Consider the following 19,771-nt stretch of genomic DNA (forward strand, 5'->3'; position numbering starts at 1 on the left):
CCAAATTAAATTTATTATTTAAATACCACTATAGCGTACGCCAGTATTTAGATTAAGGTCTGCTCTGATTTGTGCAGATTGAACTGTTTTTAAGGTTTGATTAATTTTGCTTGATGCATCATACAAATCACCAAAAATAACAGCATCACTGTTTACACTTGTAACACAAGCAGGCACTTCACCTTTATCAACCTTGTGTACACACATCGTGCAAGACTCAACAGTGCCTTTACCGCGAGGCATGTGTTCTTTTTGATTGCTTAGTGTCTCATGTACAAACGAGCGAGCATCATACGGACAAGCCATCATGCAATAACGACAACCAATACATAAATGTTTATCTACCAATACAATGCCGTCTTCACGTTTCATAGAAGCATTTGTTGGACAAACATCAACGCAAGGTGGCTCTTCGCAATGCTGACACATGAGTGCAAGATTACTTACTTTACCAGTCGCTTTATCTTTAACTTTAACTTTTTTAATCCAGCCTGGTTTTTGACTGCCTGTTGAATGTAGCTCTGAACCCCAACCTTGTTCTTTTTGACAAGCACTAACCATACCATCAATATCAGCCTCGGTTAACTTATTGGTATCAATCAACATACCCCAACGTTTTTCATTGGTCACTGGCACCTTGTTAGTACTAGCGAATGTTGTAAGTGTAATGCCACTAGCAACTGTGACAACACCAATCGTTGTTGCACTCGTGGTTTTGATAAAATCACGACGATTTAATGTTTTATTCATAAGGAGTCTTCCTTTGGTGTCGTGCGGTGACAACTGAAGCAATCAAGACTAACACTGACTTGTTCATGACAATCTGAACAAAATTGACCCTTCTTATCAACTGAATGATACTGGTTGTTTGTCTTATCTTTATTGGCATGACATGACACACAGCCTTTTAAAGAATATTCATCCGTTCGCACGCCTTGGCGTAAAGTTTTATCACGCTTATGGCGTAAAAATTCAGGATGCATTTTCCGAATAATCGAAACACTTTCATGAAATACTTTGCCAGATGCCTTGATAGAACTAGCCTGCTCACCAAGACTAGCATGCTCGTTAGTATGCGCAAACACACTGCTTACCAACAAAGTTAAAAAAATAACCAACAAACGATTCATAATTTTATTCCGCTTAGATTAAATTGAGCTACTCACCAAGACCCATTTGAATATAACCAGTCGGGCAAACATCAGCACAAATATGGCAACCAATACACTTGTTGTAATCAGTATCAACATATCTGCCTAACGTCGCCTTATCTTTCTTAACTTTAAAGACTGCGTCTTGAGGACAATACATCACACAGTTATCACACTCAAAACATAAGCCACAAGACATACAACGGGCCGCTTCTTTTTGCACTTCCTCTTCAGTATAGCCAATTAAACGTTCATCAAAGTTACCCAATACGTTGTCAATATCCACCAATTTGTGATTGCGTTGATTGCGTTGTTCATGATCAAAATGACCTAAAAACAATTCCGTATGTGGAATAATGGAAGCAAAAGCACGATCTTCATAATTATGTACCGCAAAATCGGCAGTATCTGTTGAGGCCGCAACATCGGAACCTTGCTCATAAGACTCAGGAGAAAGATCCCACTCTTTCAACTTATCCATTAAATCAAAGTAACTAACGTCAACCTTAGGGCGAGTATGTTGATCAGAGCCTGCCAAATAATCACCAATACTTTCAGCAACAATTGACGCTTGACCAATGGCAGTCGTTAATAAGTGTGGACGAACTACATCACCACAAACAAAGAAACCTGGTTTATTAGGCACTTGATAGTTCTTATCTGCGTCAATAAATCCATGTTCATTAAAGAAGGAAGTGTCCATGCCTTCAGAATCAACACCTTGACCAATGGCAGAAACAATCAACTCACATTCAATATCAAACTCAGAGCCTTCAATTGGTGTGTTTCCATCTTCTTCTAAACGAATCATACGTAGTGCAGTTGCACGACCATCTTTTCCTGTAATTACTTCAATAGGTTGTAATTGACCTTGAATTTCAACACCTTCGCGAGTTGCATCATCAATTTCTTCTTGCGCTGCTGGCATGTTTTCAACAGTAGAGCGTGTTGTTAATAATACATCTGCGCCTAAACGCTTAGAAGTATCAACCACATCATGCGCTGTATCACTAAAAATAATATGTTCAGGACGATCTTTTTCAGCAATATTACTAATGTTGCCCAAACGACGTGCAACTGATACAACATCAATTGAAGTATCACCACCGCCAATACAAATTACCTTGCCTGTAATGTGCTTTAAACGGCCTTGGTTGTACGCCTCAAGAAAAGCAACACCAGAGACGCAATTTGTTGCTTCACCGCCTGGGACAGGCAACGTACGACCGCTCATAGCACCCATTGCAAATAAAACTGCATCAAATTCTTTTTCTAATTCATCAATAGTAACGTCAACCCCAACCTTAGTGTTCATTCTAGTTTCAACGCCTGTATTGATAATACGATCAATTTCATAAGACAATACATCGCGTGGCACACGATAATCAGGAATACCGTACATCATCATGCCACCTAATTGATCATATTTTTCAAATACAGTGACGCTGTGCCCCTGACGACGTAATTTAAGTGCTGCTGCTAAACCACCACAACCACCACCAATAATGGCAACTTTTTTGCCTGTATCTTTAGTATCAACTTTAAATGTGTAACCTTCAACTTTTGCATTGTCGCCAATAAATTGCTCAACCGCATTAATACCAACCGTGTCTTCAATTTCATTACGATTACAACCATCTTCACAAGGCGCTGGACAAACACGACCCATCACCGATGGAAATGGGTTTGAATCTGTAGAACGTTGAAATGCATACTCCTGCCAAGATAGGTCACCAGAAGGCTTTTCCATACCGCGAACAATGTCTAACCAGCCACGAATATTATGCCCTGAAGGGCACGAGCCTTGACAAGGTGGTGTTTGAGTAACATAAGTAGGACACTTATGAGAAGTGTCTTCTTTAAAAATCTTTTGGCTCCACGGCACTGTTTTTAGCTCATCACCATCATCGGTGTATAATCTGAATGTGTGATTGTCGCCCTTAGTTGGTACGCCGTATGGGTTCTTTTGCATATCAAATCTCCTTATATTCGTTTAAGTTTCTGCTGTTTCTGTCGATGTGACATCATCAGTATCAGTTTGTGGTTCGTCCTTCTGGACTGCTGTTTGTGGCTTGTCCATAATAATTGCTTCACTCACTAACTGGTGAACACTCACAATCATGTATGGGTCAAAATCAAATTTAGGTAATACTTTAGAAAATTGCGACTTACAAATGGCACAAATAGCAGCCAGTGTATTAACGCCGTTATCTCTCTCAACCGCTTTCAGTGCTTGCATTCTTGGCATTGCACCTTTCACACGAATTTCCATTAAATCGTCTGTTAATAAGCCACCACCACCACCGCAACAAAAAGTAGCCTCCTTAATTGTGCTACGTTCCATATCAACATAATTATTACACACAGCTTTAATAACATCACGTGGCAAAATAAATTGACCGCTTGGAATGCCGCCCATATTAGTTGCACGGGCAACATTGCACGAATCATGAAAAGTAACTATGCGATCATCATTGGCAGACTTGTCAAAAGATAATTTACCTCTTTGAATTAAGTCATGGGTGTATTCAATAATATGTTGTGGTTGCGGATAACGATGATCTAATTGATCTTGTAATTTTTGAGCAAATTCATCAGTAGCCCCTGCGCCTGCGCCCGATAAAGTATTCCAAAAACTATAAGCAACACGCCAGGCATGTCCACACTCACCCACCATAACCCGTGACACTTCTAAATCAAGTGCAGCCTTGCGAATACGCAAAGCAGCCTTGCGCATCACATCATAAGAGCCAATAAACATACCAAAGTTTGCACCTTCAGAGGCATATGAACTTAGCGTCCAACTAACACCGTCTTGGTGAAATACCTTACCATAACCAATTAAACCATCAATATGAGGTTCAGCAAAAAAGTCTGCCGATGGGGTAATTAATAAAATTTCTGCCCCTTTTTGGTCTAAGGGGTATTTGACAGCAACCCCGCCTGTTTCTTCTTCAATTTCTTCTTCAAGGTCAAGCAATGTATCACGCAAAGCGGGCTCAGGCAAACCTAAGTTATTACCAATTGTTAAAGCCTTGCCTAAAATTTGATTACAATATTTTTGACCTATGCCAACCGCATCCAGCACTTCACGAGCTGCCATTGAAATTTCAGCTGTATCAATGCCGTATGGGCAGAATACTGAACAGCGACGACATTGTGAACACTGATGAAAATAGTTATACCAATCATCCAGCATATCATCATCTAACTCTTTAGCGCCTACCAATTTAGGAAAGTATTTACCTGCAAAGGTAAAATGGCGACGATACACACTTCTAAATAAATCTTGACGTGCAACTGGCATATTTTTTGGATCTGAAGAGCCTAAAAAATAATGACACTTATCAGTACAAGCACCGCATTTAACACACGAGTCTAAAAACACTTGTACGGAGCGATATTTAGACTTAAGTTCACCCATTTTATCAATAGCAACTTGCTGCCAATTATCTACTTTCTCACCAGGAAAGCCTAATGGGTTTTGAAATTCTTGTACGGATTTGAACGGACCCTCGCCATCCATAATACCTTCTTTTAACTCAGGAATTTCAAGATAAGTGGGTAATACTGGAATGTCAAATTCTTTTGCCATATTATTCATCCTTACCTAAAGTTTGTTCTAGTCGTGTTGCATGTTCTTGTTCTTGCTTGAGTGCCCAAGGTGAAATATGGCGCTTTGAGCGAGCATCGTCCACCTGGTTTAGTGTTGGACTAAAGAAAATACCTGGCACGTGTAATAATTTAGAAATTGGGAAAACTGCCATCAACACAAATACCAAGAAAATGTGTACTAAAAAATGCACTTCTGTTGGTAGGTTTGCCCAATTAAAACTGACTAAACCTGAGGCAAATTCCTTGACCATAATAATGTCTGTATGATTGCTGGTAAATGTCATTACAGCGCCACTCACGCCAATAATGAGTAACATGATTAACATTAAATGATCACTCGGTGCTGAAATATAACGAATACGCTCAACAAAAATACGGCGTAACATAAGCCCAACAAGACCAATCACCATGGCAAAAGCAGCATACTTAAATGGCTGGGTTAATAAAAAGATATCGGGCAAGTCACCTGGCCAAAAATAACGTATATGGCGAATTAAAACCAATAATAGGCCGAAATGAAACAACCAGCCAAATAACCAAATCCATTTGTTTGCTTTAAACAGGCTTTCAAATAAGACCACTTCACGCATCATGCGCATAACCACACCTGTTTGTGTTAATGGGGTTGGTGCAGTAGGAATTTTAAGGGGAGCTGGCGTTATCCAAAATTGATGGATTTTTCTCGCCATTCCAACAAGGAATACAATTAATGAAATATAAAATAAAGCGGTAAAAAAAATGCTTATTACAGACATATTGCTCTCAAATTCAATGGTTGAAATATTAAAAAACACCCACCGAAGCAGGTGTTTTTATTGCTTGTATTGACTTAAATACAGCCAGTTGGTTTTGGCAATCCAGCGAAACGACAACCTTGCTTACCAGGACCATATGGGAACAAAGAGTACAAATACTTAGAGTTACCTTTGTCTTTACCCATTCTTTTAGCGATTGCTTTGGTTAATACGCGCACTGCAGGTGCAATTTGGTACTCTTCAAAATAATCACGTAAGAAATTAATCACATCCCAATGCTCGTCACTTAAATCAACATCGTCATCTTTTGCCATTTGCTCAGCAATTTCTTTGGTCCAATCACCCAAATCTACCAAAAAACCTTCTTCATCTACTTCTGCGCCTAAAATATCAGCCATTTTTTACTCCTATATAAAAATTTAAGTTAAACCCAAGAAACCGCGGTTCCATGTTCAACAACCAAATCAACAAAACCTGCATAATCAACTAATTTGATATTATCAGCAAGTTTTGAAGAAATTCCTCTTGCTTCAACATCACCCTGAAGCGCATAAACTCTGCCTTGAGCGGCAAGATCAGCAATCATTGGTGCGTTGGTATTTTTCGCAGCAGAAATAACACCATCTTCAATTAATAAAACAACACTTGTGTCATCAATTGTATTAAGACAAGATTTAAGTGAATTTCGCTCGAAAGATGATTTATTAATAGTATGTAGCATATTTAATCTCCCTTAGAAACTTAGACATACGTCTTGTTCAGACATAATTTTTGAAAGCTCGACATTAGAAACTACTTTAACGCTCGGCTTTTCTGCCCAATCATCGTCTTCATCTTCATACACTAAAGGCATTAAATCATCTGCACTCAACCCTCTTTCTTCTAAAGATTCTGCTGATACATAAAGCTTATTAATGTCATAATCACCCAATGCATGGAACGTTTTAGAAAAATTCTTCATACCAATACCATCAGCATTTTGCCCTTCAACAATCTGATATACACCATCATCAATAAAAGCCAAAGAAACATCTTGTTCAAATGCTGCAGCAATTAACACCACTTCTAGCGACTCAACTGCATACACCGTACCAAATGAAGAACGGCGATTTAAATACATAAATTTCTTAGTTGCCATCTTAATCTCCAAATACCACTAAACGATCGGACTGAATGCCCGCTTCAATCAACTGACCCAAGCCAGAAATACGAAATGCTGGGTGAAGGTTATTACCATCAATACCGTTCTTATTTGCCTCAGATTCATCTAGCATACCGCGACGAAGCGCTGCTGCTATACACACAACAAGTTCAGGCTCACCATCGGCATTCTTAATACCTAACTCTGCCCACTGGTTAATAACATTGCGATCATCTTGTGGTGGTAATGTAAAACGTGATGCATTATTCACACCATCATGATAGAAAAAGACACGAAAAATTTCATGGCCTTTTTCAATTGCCGCTTTGGCAAATTGGTACGCCGTATCAGATGCTTGATGCTGGTACGGCCCTTCATTAACTTGAATAGAAATCTTCATAATAATCGATTTTTAGAAACGAATATGTGCAGAAGAATTCAACTCATGACGCGCACCTTTCCAATCATTGATGTGGAATTTAGTGAACGGTAAGCCTGTCTTTTCAAAGAATGATGGCCAACCAATACGATCAACCCATTCGCCCATTCTTTCCCAATCACGGGCATCGTCTTTATAAACAGATAAGATATTTTTAACCACAGCACCAACTTCTGGCCATCTTGGTGGATTGTTGGGTAGATTAGAAGCAACTAATTTATGGAATGAAGGCTTAGATCTCGCATTTGAGTTCTTGCCGCCAATCCACAACGCAATCTTAGAATGCTCAGGATCATTAATTTGCATCGGCGGACATGGCGGAAAACACGCACCACAGCAAATACATTTCTTCTCATCAACTTCCAATGTTGGCTTGCCATTAACCATTGCAGGACGAATCGCAGCAACTGGACAACGTGCAACAACAGTTGGACGCTCGCACACATTAGCCACTAAATCATGGTTAATTTTAGGTGGTTTAGTGTGTTGAATATTAAGTGCGATATCGCCTTGACCACCACAATTAATCTGACAACAAGAAGTGGTCATATGTACACGGTTAGGCATTTCTTCACGCGTAAATTCCTCATGCAGTTCATCCATGAGTGACTTTACAATACCCGAGGCATCTGTACCTGGAATATCACAATGCAACCAACCTTGGGTGTGTGAAATCATGGTTACCGACGGGCCTGTACCACCTACAGGAAAACCTGCTTCAGTTAACGCTGCAATTAGCGGTTCAACTTTTGCGCCATCAGCCACCATGTACTCAACATTAGAGCGCATGGTAAAACGAACAAAGCCATCCGCAAATTCATCAGCAATATCAGCTAATTTTCTAATGGTATAAACATCCATTTGACGCGCGGTACCACAGCGAACTGTCCAAACTTCTTCATTATTTTTTGAAGTGTGGTGCAATACACCTGGACGAGGACGGTCATGATAAGCCCATTGTCCGTAATTACGACGCATCGTCGGGTGCATGTATTGAATAGGATCAGGGCAACCTGATTCGATAGGCATTCTTGGTGCTTCAGCCATTTTATTTCTCCTAGTATATAAAGTTAGATGAGATTTACGCTCACCTTAAAAATTGTTATTTAAACGAGGTGCTTATGCGCTTGCCTCGGCTTTATTTTCAAACCACTTAACAGCCTCTTCGTCCCATGTGTCCATACGAACATAAGATGAAGTACGTGTAGAATTAACCATATTAGGGTCTACATTAAGGCCAATTCCTTCAAGGAAGTTAACCACACCAATGCGCTCAATCATTTCGCCCGTTCTTTCATGTTCTAGTGCATTTTCAGCAAAGAAATCAATCACTTCACCTGCTAAATCTTCAATCGCTTCAAAATCATCTGCTGTGTCCATTTTCATAAATGGTACAATCACTGAACCGAATAAATCACCAATCTTAAGTGTGCGCTTACCGCCCATGATAATCATCACACCTTTATCATCACCTGTTGCTAAGATAGGTTCTACATCGCCTTTAGCAATATATTTATGAGTTAAAGGACTGGTAACATTTAAACAGTGCATACATTTAACGCAATTCTTGTTATCAATTGTAATTGAATCATCTTCATTAAGTGTCATCGCACTGGTAGGGCAACGAGAAGTAATGTTATCAATAACATAACTACGACCTTTGTCTGCAACCATTGCTTTCCATAGGTCTTGGTTAACTTTAATGTCGTCTCTCCAGGTGCCAATAACCGCAAAGTCAGCACGCTGAACTGTATTCATACAATCGTTTGCACAGCCTGATACTTTGAATTTCATTTTGTATGGTAATGCTGGACGATGCATATCATCTAAGAATGCATTAACCAAAGTACGCAAAACTGCTTGCTCATTAACATTTGACATCTCACAACGTGAAGCACCAACACAAGACATACCTGTACGCACTGCAGGGCCAGCGCCGCCTAAATCAAAACCATAGTCATTAAATGTATTAAAAATAGTCTGTGTTGTTTCTTCAGTCGCACCTTGTAACATGATATCGCCTGATTGACCATGAAGTGCAATCAAACCAGAACCGCCGTTATCTACAAACATATCACACATATCTCTTAATAAAGTTGATGTGTAGTGCATGCCTGCTGGTGGTTGAATGCGTAAAGTATGAAACTCGCCTGCTGCAGGGAACTTATAAGTACCGTCTTCGTTTTTTAATTCGTTAAAACGTGGAATAATACCACCACCATAACCAATAACGCCAACTGTACCGCCTTTCCAGTAACCTTTTTTGGTTACATATGAAGTTTCTAGTGTGCCTAATACGTCACGTGCCATTTCAGCGCCAGCATGACTGTCACTTGCTAATCTTTTAAGACCTGTAACGAACGAAGGCCATGGACCATTTTCCAACTCATCAAGGTTGGGCGTGTTATATAACTCTGCCATTTTATCTCTCCAGTATATTTAAGTAAATCCCCTTAGCTTTTTCCAAAAAGGAGATGTGAACGAAATAAATTATACTTAAATGAAAGAAAATACCAGCGTTTATTAGTGGTATTAACTACTATCCCTTAGGGGGTAGATTAGTTTTATTTTTTGAGAATTAAAATAATAATAATAAAGCCAAGGCCTGTTAATGCAGGGGCAATAATAACGTTAATAATGCCAATCGCAATCATGCTAATCGCAACTATTAAAAGTAATATAAGCAAGTATTTCATACTAGATATTCATTAACTTTAGCAGCAACACCACGACCTTCATTAATAGCCCACACAACCAACGATTGTCCACGACGACAGTCTCCAGCGGTAAAAATTCCTTTTTGTGATGTTGTGTATTGACCGTATTTAGCCTTATAATTACCACACTCATCAAGCTTAATGTTAGCATCATCACTTAGGTAATACTCAGGAGATACAAAACCCATTGACAGTAAAACTAATTGTGTATGCCAAGTTCTTTCACTACCATCAATTTGGATTAACTGCCCATCTTTAAAATCAACATTAACCGTTTTTAAACCAATGACAGCACCTTGATCATCTTTAATAAATGATTGAGTCATTAAATGATATTGCCTTGGATCTTTGCCAAATATTTCCGCCACTTCGGCATGGCCATAATCCACCCGATAAACCAGTGGCCATAATGGCCAAGGATTGTCTGACGCACGTTCAACTGGCGGTTTGCCCATTAATTCAAAATTCACAATCGATTTTGCACCTTGACGTAGTGCTGTGCCGATACAATCTGTGCCCGTATCGCCACCACCAATCACAATCACATCTTTGCCTTTGGCGGATAAATCTGACTCATCTTCACGTCCAGTATCTAGCAAACTTTTGGTGTTTTTAGCTAGGTATTCCATCGCTAAATGCACACCTTGTGCTTGGCGATTATCCACCAATAAATCACGTGCTTTACTTGCACCTGTGGTTAACACAAGTACATCAAAATCTTGTTGTAATTGTGTGGTGGTAATGTCTTTGCCGACATCGACATTGGTTATAAATTCAACCCCCGAGTCTTGCATTAATTTAACACGGCGATCAACCACATCTTTACCAAGTTTCATATTTGGAATGCCATACATTAATAAGCCGCCAATGCGGTCATCGCGCTCAAATATAGTGACACTATGGCCGATTTTATTTAACTCATCTGCTGCTGCTAAACCTGCAGGACCAGAGCCAATAATAGCAATTTTTTTACCCGTTCTATACTCAACTGTGTAGGGCTTAACCCAACCTTCATCAAAACCTTTGTCAATAATAGCTTGCTCAATATTTTTAATCGCGACTGCAGGATTATTAATACCCAATACGCAAGAACCTTCGCAAGGCGCTGGACAAACCCGACCTGTAAATTCTGGAAAATTATTGGTTTTCAATAAACATATTAGTGCTTCTTGCCATCTATTGTGATAAATCAAATCATTAAATTCTGGAATTAGATTATCAACTGGACAACCATTTTCTGACTGGCAAAAAGGCACGCCACAATCCATACACCTTGCGCCTTGCTCTTGAAGATGAACCTTATCATGATGGCCCGTAAAAATCTCACCATAATCTTTAATGCGCAAATCCACAGGGCGATAAGCCTCGGTTTTTCTATCAAATTCTTTAAAGCCAGTTACCTTTCCCATGACAAACAAACACTCAAATATAAATCTAAAAGATTATGCCATATTTCTCATAAAATTGCACCACTCAAAAACTAGATAAAATTATATGACATTCTTATCTTATTCACTGCTTAAAATAACGGTATAATTGTTTCTTTTTTTATGAAAGTTTATTCAGGGAACACTCAAATGAATTTAATTGATCAAATTGAGAGCGAACAACTAAGATCAGACCTGCCTTCATTCGCATCAGGCGATACTATTATTGTACAAGTAAAAGTACGTGAAGGCGATCGTGAAAGATTGCAAGCATTTGAAGGTGTTGTTATTGCTAAGAAGAACCGAGGTATCGGTTCAGCATTCACAGTCAGAAAGATTTCTCATGGCGAAGGTGTTGAAAGAGTTTTTCAAACTCATTCAAAAATGATTGATTCAATTGAAGTAAAGCGTCGCGGTAAAGTTCGTCAAGCCAAACTTTATTATCTTCGTGGTCTTACTGGCAAGAAAGCTAGAATTAAAGAAAAACTTCAGCTTAAAAAATAAACAAATTTCTTTTGATAAAAAATGTCGGTTTTTACCGACATTTTTTATAAGCCATTATCTGTCATAATTTATTAATGGATAATTCAATACTCATTGACCAATTTTTAGACAACTACTGGCTTTCATCAGGCGCTAGCAAAAATACGCTATCGGCTTATCGTTCTGATCTTAATTTATTTTCAAAATGGGTCAATAAATCACTCACTGATATTAACGATACACATATTAATCAGTACTTTAATGAGCGCCAATCAATATCCATGAGTACTGCCACACAAGCTAGAATACTCACCTGTTTACGTATTTTCTACCAATACTTAATGAAGCAAAAAGTCATAAAAAAAAATCCAACCGATAAATTACACCATCCTAAACAAGCGCAAAAACTACCCGTTTTTTTAAATATTGATGAAGTTGAAAGACTACTTAATGCACCCGATCATAACACTATTTTTGGCCTGCGTGACCAGGCCATGTTAGAGCTTTTATACGCTTGTGGACTGCGTGTCTCGGAATTGATTAATCTGAGTTATCATCATATTAATCTGGCTGATGAATATATTCGCATTCATGGTAAGGGCAATAAAGAGCGCCTTTTACCTATGGGTGAAATGGTAATGGATTGTTTAACAAGTTACGAAAAAAACGCAAGACCATTTTTATTAAAAAATGGACAAACTAATGGTTATTTTCTAAGCAATCGTGGCACCAATATGAGCCGACAAAATTTCTTTTACATCATCAAAGGCTACGCCATCAAAGCAGGTATTAATAAACCTTTATCACCACATACACTGCGCCATGCTTTTGCCACACACCTTGTACAAAAAGGGGCAGACTTACGCAGTGTACAATTAATGCTCGGGCATAGTGATATTTCTAGCACACAAATCTACACCCACATTCAAAACACCCAACTTAAATCACAACATAGTAAGCACCACCCTAGAGGATAGCAATAAATAAATCATAATCTTATATCAATAAGTACAGCACAACCTCCCCTTTAAGACTATTAATATTTTGTATAAAAAATAAGCAATAGCCTTATTACTATCCATATTATTTTATTTATTTTTATTTCAACAATCGCACATGCAAGCCCATATTCTATATTAAAAAAAATGAAACAACAGCCGTCCCAATTATTGTTAAAAACAGATTATCTTAAAGAAATAGCGCCCCTTTAAAAGGACTACAAAATTGGCGTAGTGGGCACGATATTCTTAAAATTAAAGAGTGGCTAATGCTATGGCAGCTTAATGAAAACTTCACTAGCAACATTATTAGGCTTAAACCCCACATAGTGTTTGACCAAACAAGTGCAACAATTTCTCAACCTGACCGCTACAGGTATACCTGATAATACGGCTTGGAAAGCCCTAGCTTCACTGATGACTAAAGCATTTAACATTCGGGTTTTTTCCAATAGAATCTTGCGTGAAAAAATGAAATGTTCTGCCACTAAACACTTGCAATATAGGGCGTCTGAATTAGTAGAGAGGAATATTGGACCATGAATTAGGGCTTATATGAATGACCATGATGGTGATTGGGCGTACTGGTGTCAAGGTTTTGTATATACTATTTTAGACCAAACTTTTAGCACTATTGGCGAATATTTTAGTGAATACTGCGCCGATACTTGGGCAGTTGAAGTTATGCGCAAAAAACACGCACTAAAAAATTATTGGCGACCCATCAGCAACTCAAAGATAAAACATACGCACCCCAAGAGGGCGACATTGTGCTGTACATATCCACTAAGGATGGTCACGCTCATCACACGGAAATTATTTATCAAATTTTAAATGAAAAAAATGGCGATATGCTTACCATAGGTGGCAATACTAGTTTTTCTGGTGGTAGAAATGATGTTGGCACATTTTTAGTAGATAGAAATTTCCTAGATGAAGATGTAGAAGTTATTAAATTAGTTGATATTGAAATTATTAATCAACATAAGAAATATCCAGGCAATGTACGAAAATTACTAAGAAGCTACCCAAATATAATTGCTACTTTTAATGACAATCACATCATCTTTAAAGATAGCAAGCGTTTATTATTTAATGATAATAAAACTAAAACACCTGATGAATTACTCACTAATCCAGACATTAAAGATCAATTTCATTATCCTTATCAAAAAGGTGTGGTTACAACACCGCCCAAACCTCGTTTTGATCCGGAAAGAATTACCAATCAAGATTTTTTCAAAACCACGTATGGCAATACTCAAGAAAAAGTTGAGCAAAACCTTACTGAAATTATTTGGGCACCAAAACTTGATGAGCGTAAAATTAAAGTAACTAAAATCAATGGCGTGGCAAGCAAAATAAAAGCCATTGGTGAAGAGTTGGATAACTATCCAAAACTCGAACCATTCATCCACAATATTGCAGGAAAGCTATAAGTGGCGTAAAGTCAAAGGCACTAATCGATTAAGCCTACATAGCTTTGGTATTGCAATTGACCTTAATATTGCTGAATCTAGTTTACTGGGAATGGAATTGCAAATGTAGCGATGAACACCAAATTCTTGCTCCACATGTTAATAAAATCCCACAAATTATTATTGATACTTTTGAGAAATATGGTTTTATTTGGGGTGAAAAGTGGTATCACCACGACACCATGCACTTTGCACTTTGCATATAGACCTGAATTATTATAAAACGTAAATATCTCAACACTTAATATTTCATAAGAAATATCACCTTTGGGTGCTTTCACTGTTACTTCATTGGTGGATGGCACAAAATATTATCTAGTACAATGTCGGTCTTATTTTTGACCACAATTTAGTACGCAATTTCACTATCATCCAATGTTCATTAACGTCATCGTAATACTAAACACACAATGACTACTTTGGTTAAGTGAGTTTATTATGCATCATTGCTAACGCTCTTGCTTGTAAAAAAAGCATACAAATAAGTTGTAAAAAAAACAATGGCAATATAAGGTGTTAAAATTGGCAACAATAAAGATATTATTAGTGAGATGTTAATCAATATGACTGATGATGCTGTTTTAGCTTGGCTACGGATCATCGCTGTCATTTTCTTTGATGATGACATGGAGATTGTGTTAAAAAGTAACACAACAACCAAAAGATAATCAGGATTGATATGAAAAATATTAGCCAACAGTAATACAAATAATAAATGACGCATTAGCTCATTCGTAGGTGAGCCACCGCCAAGGATGTCAGGATTTAATCTAAAAGTTGCCCGAAGAATAACTGCACCTGAGGCGACTATACTTGCAATAAGCACTACCCCGCCAAAATGTACTCCTAATGCAAACGTTATGGCGACATGAGCAACTGCATCACAAACATTATCTAAATCAGCACCAAAGCGACTTTTAATATTTAGTTTTGTTGCTAAAATACCGTCAAGATCATCCATAACATTGTTAAAAACAATCAGCGGAAGTAAATATTGATATCCATCATCTAGATACAATAAAGCCAAAGGCAAAACGCCTAAGATTGAAACAACATTAGCTATATTTTTAAATAAGAAACGCCTCATTAGTTATTAAGGAGCTTTTCTGCCGCTTCTAAATCTTCAATGGTATCAATCTCATACCATTTTTTCTCATCAAACATAATGGCTTCAAAGGACAGGGTCTTTTTTACTACTAAATCCGCAAAAACAGCCTCATAATAAGTGTTGAGATTCTTTGCAGAAATATAATTATCCAATCTATCTAGCACCTTATACCAACTATCTAAAGATAAACTACAAATATTAACGGTTTTATAATGTGGGTTATTTGAAATATTAGCAGACATATGAAATATATTCACTTTATCATCATCATCTAATGACACTGTTGTGCCATTCATCCATGGTAGAATATTTGATAATGCAATACGATTTGGATACATCATGTTATCTAAAAGATTAGAATCGAATACCAAATCGCTTTCCACCAATATAAAATCTTCTTTAATGGCTTGTCTAGTCAGCCACAAAGAATAAATATTATTGGTTGTTTGATAATCAGCATTGAATATATATTCTATTTTTATATCACCAGCATGTTGGTCTAAATATTCACGAATACGGTGCTCTAAATAGCCCGTTGCTATAATTATTTTTTTAATACCTTGAATACGAAATGTGTCTAATAAATGTTGTAGAATAGGCTCGCCATTAATAATGGTAAGACATTTTGGCGCATCCAAAGTGAGTGGTCGTAGGCGAGACCCTGTACCAGCAGCTAATAAAACAACAGTTGTAATTCGTTGATTGTCTTTCATGGTATTCCTCTTCGTTATTCAGCTTAATATTTAGGACCGTTGTAACACAATCCAAAAAACTCAAATATACTTAACGTTTAATATCTCATAAACAATATCGCCCTTAGGTGCTTTCACTGTTACTTCATCACCTTCTTCGTTGCCCATTAATGCACTAGCAATTGGTGAATGACACGAAATCTTACCGAGTGCAATATCAGCTTCATCTTCGCCCACAATTTGATACGTAGTTTCACTATCATCTTCAATGTTCATTAGGGTGATGGTAGTGCCAAAAACACAACGACTGTTTTGGTTAAGTTTAGCAACATCAATCACTTGCATACGAGAAAGTTTTGATTCAACTTCTTTAATTCGACCCTCAATAAAGCTTTGTTCTTCTTTAGCGGCGTGATATTCAGCGTTTTCTTTAAGATCACCGTGAGCACGTGCTGTGGCAATATCTTCAATAATGCGTGGACGGCTAACATCTTTAAGTTTAAGTAGTTCTGCTTCTAATGCTTTTGCACCAAAAACGGTCATTGGTATATTTTCCATTATGAGTGTAGTGATTGAAGTTTAGTTATGGTAAGTTTATTATTGGCTTTCAAGCCATCCAACATAGCAAATGCAGCTGCTACTGTGGTGGTAAATGGTACTTTATGTACTAATGCTTGACAACGAATCGCTGCAGCATCGGTCACGCCTTGGGTGTCTTCAGTTGAGTTAATAATCAAATCAATATCATCATTTTTAATCATATCGACAATATGTGGTGAACCTTCTGATACCTTATTAACCACTTCGCATTCAAGCCCAGCTTCATTTAACATATCTCTATTACTACGTGTTGAAACCAAGCTAAAGCCTTGTGCTGATAATTTTTTACCCAAATCAATCAACTCGTTACGGTCAAGCTTGCGCAAACTAACAAACACCTTGCCATTTTCTGGCGCACGACTGCCTGCTGCTAATTGGGCCTTATCAAAAGCTGAGGCAAAATCTTTACCAATACCCATTACTTCGCCTGTTGAACGCATTTCAGGACCTAAAATTGGGTCCACACCTAAAAATTTATTAAATGGGAATACGGCCTCTTTGACACTAAAGTGCTTGGGAATAATTTCTTTGGTAAAATTCTGCGCTTTAAGCGACACACCTAACATCACACGTGCAGCAATATTAGCCAGTGGCACGCCAATTGCTTTAGAAACAAAAGGTACTGTGCGTGAGGCACGTGGATTAACTTCAATAATATAAATCTCACCATCTTGATAAGCTAATTGGGTATTCATTAAACCAACCACGTTTAATTTTTTAGCCATGGCGACAACTTGAGCACGCATTTTATCTAATACCTCATTGATCAATGAATAAGGTGGTAGTGAACAAGCGGAATCACCTGAATGAATACCTGCTTGCTCAATATGTTGCATAATACCGCCAATCACCACATCTTCACCATCACAAATTGCATCAATATCAACCTCAATGGCATGGTCTAAAAATGAATCTAGCAAAACAGGGGAATCGTTTGATACTTGAACTGCTGTGTGCATGTAATGCTCAAGGCTGTCTTTGTCATAAACAATTTCCATTGCTCGACCACCAAGCACATAAGAGGGTCTAACCACCAATGGAAAACCAATTGCATCTGCAATATCTTGCGCTTGCTCTAATGAACGCGCTGTACCATTTAGCGGCTGCTTAAGCCCTAATTCTTGCAACATTTTAGAAAAACGCTCTCTATCTTCAGCTAAATCAATAGCATCTGGGGTTGTGCCAATAATATTGGCACCACTTTTTTCCAATGCTTCAGCCAGTTTAAGTGGTGTTTGACCGCCATAATGTACAATAATACCATCTGGATTTTCAACATCAATAACCGCTAAAACATCTTCTAAAGTTAATGGCTCAAAATACAAACGATCTGAAATATCATAATCAGTTGAGACCGTTTCAGGATTACAATTTACCATAATCGTCTCAAACCCATCTTCTCGTAAAGCAAGTGATGCATGCACACAGCAATAATCAAACTCAATACCTTGCCCAATACGATTAGGCCCACCACCCAAAATCATAATTTTTTTCTTATCAGTTGGGTTGGCTTCACACTCAAACTGATAAGTTGAATATAAATAAGCAGTCTGAGTCTTAAATTCTGCCGCACAACTGTCCACTCGCTTAAACACAGGTTTAATGTTAAGTGCACGGCGACGTTCACGCACTGAAGATTCGCTACAGCAAAATAATTGCGCCAAACGTGCATCAGAGAAGCCTTTACGCTTCAAAGTAAACATTTTATCAGCATCAACATCGGTCACATTCGTGCCGTTAATTTGTAACTCAGTTGAAACAATGTCTTGTATTTGCGCTAAAAACCAAGGGTCAACTTTAGACAAATCAAACACTTCATCGATACTCATGCCTAGTCTAAAAGCATCAGCTAAATAAAAAATGCGTTCACCTCGGGCTGAAATACATTCAGAGCGTATTTTATTGCGCGCATCGTCAGCGTTCAAATCAACAATAGGATCTAATCCGACCTTGTCGGTCTCTAGTCCTCTTAATGCCTTTTGTAAAGATTCTTGAAAGGTTGAGCCAATAGCCATTACTTCGCCCACAGATTTCATTTGCGTGGTTAAACGATCATCCGCTTTAGGAAATTTTTCAAAGGCAAATCTTGGAATTTTAGTGACTACATAATCAATACTTGGCTCAAAAGAGGCTGGTGTTTTACCGCCTGTAATGTCATTGTCAAGTTCATCTAAAGTGTAACCTATGGCTAGTTTTGCGGCCACTCTAGCGATAGGAAAACCTGTTGCTTTTGATGCCAGTGCGGACGAGCGAGACACACGTGGGTTCATCTCAATAATGGTTAAACGGCCATCTTTTGGATTAAGCGCAAATTGCACATTTGAGCCGCCTGTATCAACCCCAATTTCACGAAGTACTGCCAATGAAGCATCACGCATTACTTGGTATTCTTTATCAGTTAGTGTTTGTGCAGGTACAACAGTAATTGAGTCGCCTGTATGAATACCCATAGGATCAAGATTTTCAATCGAACAAATAATAATACAATTATCTTTGCTATCACGCACCACTTCCATCTCAAACTCTTTCCAACCAAGAATCGACTCTTCAATTAAAAGCTCATTAGTCGGCGAAAGATCCAAACCTCGTTCGCAAATTTCAACAAATTCCTCGACGTTATAAGCAATGCCACCACCACTACCACCCATGGTAAATGAAGGGCGAATAACGGTTGGAAAGCCGACTGTTTCTTGTACAGCGTGCGCTTGCTCCATATTATGAGCCACAGCTGCTTTAGGCATATCAAGGCCAATTTTTAACATCGCCTCACGGAATAAATCACGATCCTCAGCTTTATCAATGGCTTCTTTTTTAGCGCCAATCATTTCCACATTATGTTTTTTAAGCACACCATGACGCTCTAAATCTAGTGCACAATTAAGTGCGGTTTGCCCGCCCATAGTCGGCAACAACGCATCGGGTTTTTCTTTTTCAATAATTTTTTCAACCGTACGCCACTCAATTGGCTCAATATAAGTTGCATCTGCCATTTTTGGGTCAGTCATGATGGTGGCTGGATTGGAATTAACCAAAATAACACGATACCCCTCTTCGCGCAATGCACTGCAGGCTTGCGCACCAGAATAATCAAACTCGCAAGCCTGACCAATCACAATAGGTCCAGCGCCGATAATTAAAATACTTTTAAGGTCTTGTCTTTTTGGCAT

21 protein-coding genes are annotated in these 19,771 nt (G+C 38.2%); 4 read left to right on the forward strand and 17 right to left on the reverse strand.

What is annotated here, in order from left to right:
* Positions 1–18: 18 nt before the first annotated feature.
* The 13 genes from dsrO to CVPH_RS06780 form a co-directional block, all read right to left on the reverse strand.
* Complete coding sequence (gene dsrO / locus CVPH_RS06725) at positions 19–750, reverse strand: sulfate reduction electron transfer complex DsrMKJOP subunit DsrO (protein ID WP_201340942.1); 732 nt, start codon at positions 748–750, stop codon at positions 19–21.
* Entirely contained in the window at positions 747–1,130 is a 384-nt protein-coding gene (locus CVPH_RS06730) for a sulfur reduction protein DsrJ (protein WP_201340944.1), read from the reverse strand. The genes dsrO and CVPH_RS06730 overlap by 4 nt, the downstream gene beginning before the upstream one ends.
* A gap of 28 nt (positions 1,131–1,158) precedes the next feature.
* The gene (locus CVPH_RS06735; protein ID WP_201340946.1) at positions 1,159–3,123 is read right to left on the reverse strand and encodes an NAD(P)-binding protein; all 1,965 of its coding nucleotides are present in this window, start codon (positions 3,121–3,123) and stop codon (positions 1,159–1,161) included.
* Between the two features lie 21 nt (positions 3,124–3,144).
* The gene (gene dsrK / locus CVPH_RS06740) at positions 3,145–4,746 is read right to left on the reverse strand and encodes a sulfate reduction electron transfer complex DsrMKJOP subunit DsrK (RefSeq protein WP_201340948.1); all 1,602 of its coding nucleotides are present in this window, start codon (positions 4,744–4,746) and stop codon (positions 3,145–3,147) included.
* Between the two features lies 1 nt (position 4,747).
* A complete protein-coding gene (locus CVPH_RS06745; RefSeq protein WP_201340951.1) occupies positions 4,748–5,521 on the reverse strand; it encodes a respiratory nitrate reductase subunit gamma in 774 nt (257 codons plus the stop codon).
* Between the two features lie 74 nt (positions 5,522–5,595).
* On the reverse strand, positions 5,596–5,919 hold the full coding sequence (locus CVPH_RS06750) for a TusE/DsrC/DsvC family sulfur relay protein (RefSeq protein ID WP_201340097.1): 324 nt from the start codon (positions 5,917–5,919) through the stop codon (positions 5,596–5,598).
* 26 nt (positions 5,920–5,945) lie between these two features.
* Complete coding sequence (gene tusB, locus CVPH_RS06755; protein ID WP_201340959.1) at positions 5,946–6,242, reverse strand: sulfurtransferase complex subunit TusB; 297 nt, start codon at positions 6,240–6,242, stop codon at positions 5,946–5,948.
* Between the two features lie 12 nt (positions 6,243–6,254).
* Positions 6,255–6,659 carry a sulfurtransferase complex subunit TusC gene (gene tusC, locus CVPH_RS06760; RefSeq protein WP_201340966.1) on the reverse strand — a complete coding sequence of 135 codons (405 nt, stop codon included), beginning with the start codon at positions 6,657–6,659 and terminating at the stop codon, positions 6,255–6,257.
* Position 6,660: 1 nt separating this feature from the next.
* A complete protein-coding gene (tusD, locus tag CVPH_RS06765) occupies positions 6,661–7,062 on the reverse strand; it encodes a sulfurtransferase complex subunit TusD (RefSeq protein WP_201340974.1) in 402 nt (133 codons plus the stop codon).
* Positions 7,063–7,074: 12 nt separating this feature from the next.
* The gene (gene dsrB / locus CVPH_RS06770; RefSeq protein ID WP_201340977.1) at positions 7,075–8,148 is read right to left on the reverse strand and encodes a dissimilatory-type sulfite reductase subunit beta; all 1,074 of its coding nucleotides are present in this window, start codon (positions 8,146–8,148) and stop codon (positions 7,075–7,077) included.
* 72 nt (positions 8,149–8,220) lie between these two features.
* Entirely contained in the window at positions 8,221–9,522 is a 1,302-nt protein-coding gene (dsrA, locus tag CVPH_RS06775) for a dissimilatory-type sulfite reductase subunit alpha (RefSeq protein ID WP_201340985.1), read from the reverse strand.
* A gap of 143 nt (positions 9,523–9,665) precedes the next feature.
* Positions 9,666–9,797, reverse strand: a complete 132-nt coding sequence (locus CVPH_RS10800; RefSeq protein WP_281064624.1) for a hypothetical protein — start codon at positions 9,795–9,797, stop codon at positions 9,666–9,668.
* Positions 9,794–11,227 carry a glutamate synthase subunit beta gene (locus CVPH_RS06780; RefSeq protein ID WP_201340987.1) on the reverse strand — a complete coding sequence of 478 codons (1,434 nt, stop codon included), beginning with the start codon at positions 11,225–11,227 and terminating at the stop codon, positions 9,794–9,796. The genes CVPH_RS10800 and CVPH_RS06780 overlap by 4 nt, the downstream gene beginning before the upstream one ends.
* Before the next feature lie 168 nt (positions 11,228–11,395).
* Here CVPH_RS06780 and rplS point away from each other — a divergent pair, with 168 nt between their 5' ends.
* The 4 genes from rplS (at position 11,396) to CVPH_RS11280 (ending at position 14,410) form a co-directional block, all read left to right on the forward strand.
* The gene (rplS, locus tag CVPH_RS06785; RefSeq protein ID WP_201340988.1) at positions 11,396–11,749 is read left to right on the forward strand and encodes a 50S ribosomal protein L19; all 354 of its coding nucleotides are present in this window, start codon (positions 11,396–11,398) and stop codon (positions 11,747–11,749) included.
* Positions 11,750–11,823: 74 nt separating this feature from the next.
* Complete coding sequence (gene xerD, locus CVPH_RS06790) at positions 11,824–12,705, forward strand: site-specific tyrosine recombinase XerD (protein WP_201340989.1); 882 nt, start codon at positions 11,824–11,826, stop codon at positions 12,703–12,705.
* A 734-nt stretch (positions 12,706–13,439) separates the two neighbouring features.
* Positions 13,440–14,165 carry a hypothetical protein gene (locus tag CVPH_RS06795; protein ID WP_201340990.1) on the forward strand — a complete coding sequence of 242 codons (726 nt, stop codon included), beginning with the start codon at positions 13,440–13,442 and terminating at the stop codon, positions 14,163–14,165.
* A gap of 68 nt (positions 14,166–14,233) precedes the next feature.
* On the forward strand, positions 14,234–14,410 hold the full coding sequence (locus CVPH_RS11280; protein WP_201340991.1) for a M15 family metallopeptidase: 177 nt from the start codon (positions 14,234–14,236) through the stop codon (positions 14,408–14,410).
* A gap of 230 nt (positions 14,411–14,640) precedes the next feature.
* On the opposite strand, the gene CVPH_RS06805 is transcribed toward CVPH_RS11280, so the two are convergent.
* From CVPH_RS06805 to carB, 4 genes are read right to left on the reverse strand one after another with little or no spacing between them, the layout of a single operon-like run.
* On the reverse strand, positions 14,641–15,291 hold the full coding sequence (locus CVPH_RS06805) for a CDP-alcohol phosphatidyltransferase family protein (RefSeq protein ID WP_201340992.1): 651 nt from the start codon (positions 15,289–15,291) through the stop codon (positions 14,641–14,643).
* On the reverse strand, positions 15,291–16,025 hold the full coding sequence (locus CVPH_RS06810) for a phosphocholine cytidylyltransferase family protein (protein WP_201340993.1): 735 nt from the start codon (positions 16,023–16,025) through the stop codon (positions 15,291–15,293). The genes CVPH_RS06805 and CVPH_RS06810 overlap by 1 nt, the downstream gene beginning before the upstream one ends.
* A 60-nt stretch (positions 16,026–16,085) precedes the next feature.
* Positions 16,086–16,562: a transcription elongation factor GreA gene (gene greA / locus CVPH_RS06815; protein WP_201340994.1), complete on the reverse strand. Its 477-nt coding sequence runs from the start codon at positions 16,560–16,562 to the stop codon at positions 16,086–16,088.
* The gene (gene carB / locus CVPH_RS06820; RefSeq protein WP_201341001.1) at positions 16,562–19,771 is read right to left on the reverse strand and encodes a carbamoyl-phosphate synthase large subunit; all 3,210 of its coding nucleotides are present in this window, start codon (positions 19,769–19,771) and stop codon (positions 16,562–16,564) included. Before carB ends, greA begins: the two co-directional genes overlap by 1 nt.

It is taken from the genome of Abyssogena phaseoliformis symbiont OG214 (assembly GCF_016592595.1).
GTDB lineage: Bacteria > Pseudomonadota > Gammaproteobacteria > PS1 > Pseudothioglobaceae > Ruthia.

Bases quoted from the DNA above. Each gene is read 5' to 3' on its own strand.
- dsrB (WP_201340977.1), bottom strand. From the start codon at position 8,148: ATGGCTGAAGCACCAAGAATGCCTATCGAATCAGGTTGCCCTGATCCT.
- tusD (WP_201340974.1), bottom strand. From the start codon at position 7,062: ATGAAGATTTCTATTCAAGTTAATGAAGGGCCGTACCAGCATCAAGCA.
- dsrO (WP_201340942.1), bottom strand. From the start codon at position 750: ATGAATAAAACATTAAATCGTCGTGATTTTATCAAAACCACGAGTGCA.
- CVPH_RS06730 (WP_201340944.1), bottom strand. From the start codon at position 1,130: ATGAATCGTTTGTTGGTTATTTTTTTAACTTTGTTGGTAAGCAGTGTG.
- xerD (WP_201340989.1), top strand. From the start codon at position 11,824: ATGGATAATTCAATACTCATTGACCAATTTTTAGACAACTACTGGCTT.
- CVPH_RS06780 (WP_201340987.1), bottom strand. From the start codon at position 11,227: ATGGGAAAGGTAACTGGCTTTAAAGAATTTGATAGAAAAACCGAGGCT.
- CVPH_RS10800 (WP_281064624.1), bottom strand. From the start codon at position 9,797: ATGAAATACTTGCTTATATTACTTTTAATAGTTGCGATTAGCATGATT.
- dsrA (WP_201340985.1), bottom strand. From the start codon at position 9,522: ATGGCAGAGTTATATAACACGCCCAACCTTGATGAGTTGGAAAATGGT.
- CVPH_RS06805 (WP_201340992.1), bottom strand. From the start codon at position 15,291: ATGAGGCGTTTCTTATTTAAAAATATAGCTAATGTTGTTTCAATCTTA.
- dsrK (WP_201340948.1), bottom strand. From the start codon at position 4,746: ATGGCAAAAGAATTTGACATTCCAGTATTACCCACTTATCTTGAAATT.
- rplS (WP_201340988.1), top strand. From the start codon at position 11,396: ATGAATTTAATTGATCAAATTGAGAGCGAACAACTAAGATCAGACCTG.
- carB (WP_201341001.1), bottom strand. From the start codon at position 19,771: ATGCCAAAAAGACAAGACCTTAAAAGTATTTTAATTATCGGCGCTGGA.
- tusC (WP_201340966.1), bottom strand. From the start codon at position 6,659: ATGGCAACTAAGAAATTTATGTATTTAAATCGCCGTTCTTCATTTGGT.
- CVPH_RS06745 (WP_201340951.1), bottom strand. From the start codon at position 5,521: ATGTCTGTAATAAGCATTTTTTTTACCGCTTTATTTTATATTTCATTA.
- CVPH_RS06750 (WP_201340097.1), bottom strand. From the start codon at position 5,919: ATGGCTGATATTTTAGGCGCAGAAGTAGATGAAGAAGGTTTTTTGGTA.
- CVPH_RS06810 (WP_201340993.1), bottom strand. From the start codon at position 16,025: ATGAAAGACAATCAACGAATTACAACTGTTGTTTTATTAGCTGCTGGT.
- greA (WP_201340994.1), bottom strand. From the start codon at position 16,562: ATGGAAAATATACCAATGACCGTTTTTGGTGCAAAAGCATTAGAAGCA.
- tusB (WP_201340959.1), bottom strand. From the start codon at position 6,242: ATGCTACATACTATTAATAAATCATCTTTCGAGCGAAATTCACTTAAA.
- CVPH_RS06735 (WP_201340946.1), bottom strand. From the start codon at position 3,123: ATGCAAAAGAACCCATACGGCGTACCAACTAAGGGCGACAATCACACA.